4 protein-coding genes are annotated in these 3,729 nt (G+C 61.5%); all 4 read left to right on the top strand.

Annotated elements, in window-relative coordinates; genetic code table 11:
• Positions 1-284: 284 nt before the first annotated feature.
• The 4 genes from modA (at position 285) to ACZXDY_RS45080 (ending at position 3,531) form a co-directional block, all read left to right on the top strand.
• Positions 285-1,016 (top strand): molybdate ABC transporter substrate-binding protein, encoded by a 732-nt coding sequence (gene modA, locus ACZXDY_RS45095; RefSeq protein ID WP_464349911.1) that lies wholly within the window; start codon positions 285-287, stop codon positions 1,014-1,016.
• A gap of 9 nt (positions 1,017-1,025) precedes the next feature.
• The gene (gene modB / locus ACZXDY_RS45090; protein ID WP_464349910.1) at positions 1,026-1,703 is read left to right on the top strand and encodes a molybdate ABC transporter permease subunit; all 678 of its coding nucleotides are present in this window, start codon (positions 1,026-1,028) and stop codon (positions 1,701-1,703) included.
• Positions 1,700-2,866 (top strand): molybdenum ABC transporter ATP-binding protein, encoded by a 1,167-nt coding sequence (modC, locus tag ACZXDY_RS45085; protein ID WP_463719506.1) that lies wholly within the window; start codon positions 1,700-1,702, stop codon positions 2,864-2,866. The genes modB and modC overlap by 4 nt, the downstream gene beginning before the upstream one ends.
• Before the next feature lie 269 nt (positions 2,867-3,135).
• Positions 3,136-3,531 carry a type 2 periplasmic-binding domain-containing protein gene (locus ACZXDY_RS45080; RefSeq protein WP_464349909.1) on the top strand — a complete coding sequence of 132 codons (396 nt, stop codon included), beginning with the start codon at positions 3,136-3,138 and terminating at the stop codon, positions 3,529-3,531.
• The last annotated feature ends 198 nt before the right edge of the window (positions 3,532-3,729 follow it).

The raw sequence follows: 3,729 nt of genomic DNA, 5'->3' as shown, positions 1-3,729 counted from the left end.
GGAGCCAACTTTGGGCAGAGTAATGCCAGAAGTTTTTCGTTCAAGAGGCTAGAGATGTTCGGTTGAACACGCCGAAGTCGGAAAGCTGACACGGCGCTGGGGCCATTCCGCCGCAATTCAACAGCCAGGCTGGCGCTTAAGCGTGTTTGGCTGCTGTGGCGCAAGGCGCGCATCATATTTCGCGAGCGGCACGCCGTTTGCTGGGATCAGGAGCAGAAGCCGTCGCGGCCAAACTGGTCGCAGGCCGCCCCGCTCCGAGAGACTTCCCAATGAGGCTTGCCCGATTGATCCTGATCAATGCAACTCTGATTCTGATCCTGCTCCTGCTCGAAAAAGCAGCAGCGGTGAACATCAGTCCCACCCTTGCCGCAAACGTCCGTCTGCCGAGCAACGAGATTGCATCACCGCTCACTCAGACGACGCGGCTCGAGGCCGGGTTGAGCTCACGCGCGCACGGACAGGCTTGCAGCTGGATCATCCAACCCGCGCTTTGCATCCTTCTGTCGGCCGATCGGTTCCGCCCAAGTAAACAGAGCGAGAAGCGTCTCCCGGTATCGGGAAACAGCTTCACCTCTAAGAGCGGCAAGTTCGTGCTGTGGCGTTCGAATGTGAAGTTCGCCAATCGCGCGGATAGCCTTCAGATGATGTCTGTGGCAAAATCATCGATCTGCAATCCGGCCGCCGCACCTTATGATGGCGCAACGGCGGTGCAGGTCATGAAAGCGCCAGGCGTCAGTGCGGCGATTCAGCCGAGGGCCGATACCGCCAGCATCACACACGCCGATCGATCCGAGACCGGTAATGCCGAGCTCGGATTTGTCGCGCCGCCCGAGCTCACAAACAGCAAAACCCGTTTGCCCTGGCTGGTGGCGCGGGAGTCTTATGGCCCGATGGGGCCAAATGCCGTGCTGTTGGAGAGCGGCGCCAATAATAAAGCGACACGCGCTTTCGTCGATTTTCTTAAAGGGCAAAAACTCCACGCGATTATCGCGCGGGGTGGCTACGTGCAAAGCTAGAGTTGACGCATGGATGGCTTTTCGCCAGAGATCTGGGAATCGCTCGAGCTCACGGTCGAGCTCGCGAGCCTGACGACCGTGATCCTGCTGGTCCTTGGCACGCCGCTCGCGTGGTGGATAGCGCGCTCGAAGAGCCTTTGGGCTGAGGCGGTCGCCACGATCATCGCGCTGCCGCTGGTGCTGCCGCCAATAGTAATCAGTTTCTATCTGCTGGCCCTGCTCGGCCCGAGTGGCCTTCTCGCCTCTCTCTGGGGCGGGGCCACGCTCGCCTTCACCTTTACGGGGCTCGTGGTCGGATCGGTTTTGTCAGCGCTGCCTTTGATGGTGCAGCCCATCCGCAACGCCTTCGCTGCGATGGGTGACCGCCCGCTGGAAGTCGCTGCCACTCTGCGCGCCTCACCGTTATATGCCTTCTTCACGGTCGCCTTGCCTGTGGCGCGAACGGGTGTTCTGACAGGCGCCATGCTTGGCTTTGCGCATGCGATAGGCACGTTCGGCATCGTGCTTATGATCGGCGGCAACATTCCTGGGCGCACCAAGGTGCTGTCGGCCTATCTCTTCGACTATGTCCAAGCCTCGCGCTGGCGCGAAGCAAGCTGGCTTGCCGGGGCCATGGTGATGTTCGCCTTTGCGGTAATCCTCACCTTAACCTTGATCGACAAATACAGCGGAAGGAGGAGCAGGTGAGGATAGCCACGCCAGGCCGGATTGACATTGCCTTCAGCGGCAGTATCGCCGGCTTCTCGCGCGATACGCAATTCAGCGTACCCGCCAAAGGCGTGACGGCGATTTTCGGCCCACCAGGCTGCGGCAAGACCACGCTGGCGCGCTGCATCGCCGGCCTAGAGCCTTTGCGAAATGGTTTTTGCGCCATCGACGGCGAGGTGTGGCAGGATAGGACGACCTTTCGCCCACCCCATCTGCGTCCCATCGGCTACGTGTTTCAGGAGCCGAGTCTTTTTCCTCATTTGTCGGTCAGGCGCAACTTGCTTTACGGTGCGCCCAAACCGAAGCCAACGCCGATCGCGTTTGATGAGGTGGTCGAACTGCTCGAGATAGCTCCGTTGCTCGACCGCTCTCCCTCACATCTGTCCGGCGGCGAGCGGCAGCGCGTCGCCATGGGTCGCGCGCTGTTGTCTCAGCCCAGACTGCTTGTGATGGACGAGCCGCTTGGCGCGCTCGACCGCTGCGCCAGACGTGAGATTCTGCCGTTCATCGAGCGCCTGCCCGAGAAGCTCGCGCTGCCGATGATCTACATCGGCCATGACATGGCGGAGATCGAACATTTTGCCGATTATCTCGTCATGATGGAGCGCGGCGTAGTGACCGCGGCCGGACCGCTGCAAGTCTTACAGAGAGATCCCGCGCTGCCGCTAGCGGCAAGCCGCGAAGCCGCCGTCAGCCTTGATGCCGTTGTCAGCGGCTATGATGGGCGCTATGGGCTACTCATTCTCCGCCTCAAAGGGGCGCGGCTGTTGGTGCCGGCGCCGCCGTTTGCACCCGGCGTGCACCAACGGCTGCGCATTGGAGCGAGCGACGTCAGCGTGGCGCGCGAGGCGCCACGCGCAGGCTCCATGATTAATGTCTTTCCGGCGCGCATCAGAGCCTGTTTGCCGCTCGGCGCGGCTGAGATCACGCTGGTTCTTGCGCTCGGCACCGGAGGCTCGGGCACGGAGATTTTGGCCCGCATCACGCGTTTCTCCTTTGATTCCCTTGGGCTAAAGGATGGGATGGACGTATTCGCGCAGCTCAAGCACGTCTCGCTGCTCTCGGCCTCTGAACCGCCATTGCAAATCGTGACGACCTCCAGGCCAGCAGCAGATCCTGGGCAGGCAAGCGCCGCGGCGTGAAACGAGCAAGCTCGCTCGAGAGGCGAGCGGCATCATCTTGAGGCTACATTTCATTGTGCCACGCAGGGCGGAGTTGAAGAGGCCGATATCGCAAGCCGGACGAGGCGGCCGAGCCATTGGACGGGGCACGCTGGCAACCTATGTGCGTGTCAAGCAAAGGCCCGCGCCATGTTTCTCGAACCGCACGCCAATTGCTGGGATGAGAAGCAAGAGCCGCCGCGGCTAACGCGTTCCCAGTGGCGTCCGGATTTCCCGATGAGGCTTGCCGATTGATCCTCATCAATTCAGTTCTGACCCTGTTTGTGGTCGGAAATGCAGGAGCGGCGGAGGTCGACGCGGCGGTCGCCGCGAACTTCACCGCGCCGGCCAAGGAGCTGCAGCGCCGTTTAAGCCGAAGACCGGGCGAGGCCAAGCTTTGGCGCGAGCGGACAGCTTACAGCCAGGTGACGCAACGGGCGCCCTTTGAGCTATTTCTCCGCCCGACGAGGCCGCCCCAGCAATCTGGTCGAGAACGGTCTTGCGTTCAGGAAAGCCGGTTCACCTATGCGACCTATAATCTCGTGCTGTGCAGTTCAACTCCGAAGTTCGTGAACGAGGCTTTCGCAAAACCTCGATCCATAATCCGGCTGCTGCGCGTTATAGCGCAGCCACTGAGCACGCTGTGAAAGCGCTCGGCGCCTGTGAATTGACGCAGCCGAAGCTGGTCGCGGGATCCTCGCATCTCCCTGGGCCGGAAGCACCCCTCACCTTCCCGCTCTCGTGGGGGGACACGCGCTCTCTTTCGTGGTCAAGCCGCTCCGGAAGGCCTCCGTTACCAAGCTGGCTTGCCGCCGATGCGCAGTTGAGCGTACCGTACCGGCTAG

It is taken from the genome of Bradyrhizobium sp. LeoB3, assembly GCF_055456055.1.
This window is presented reverse-complemented; position numbering and strand designations above follow the sequence as displayed.

Bases quoted from the DNA above. Each gene is read 5' to 3' on its own strand.
- modB (WP_464349910.1), top strand. From the start codon at position 1,026: ATGGATGGCTTTTCGCCAGAGATCTGGGAATCGCTCGAGCTCACGGTC.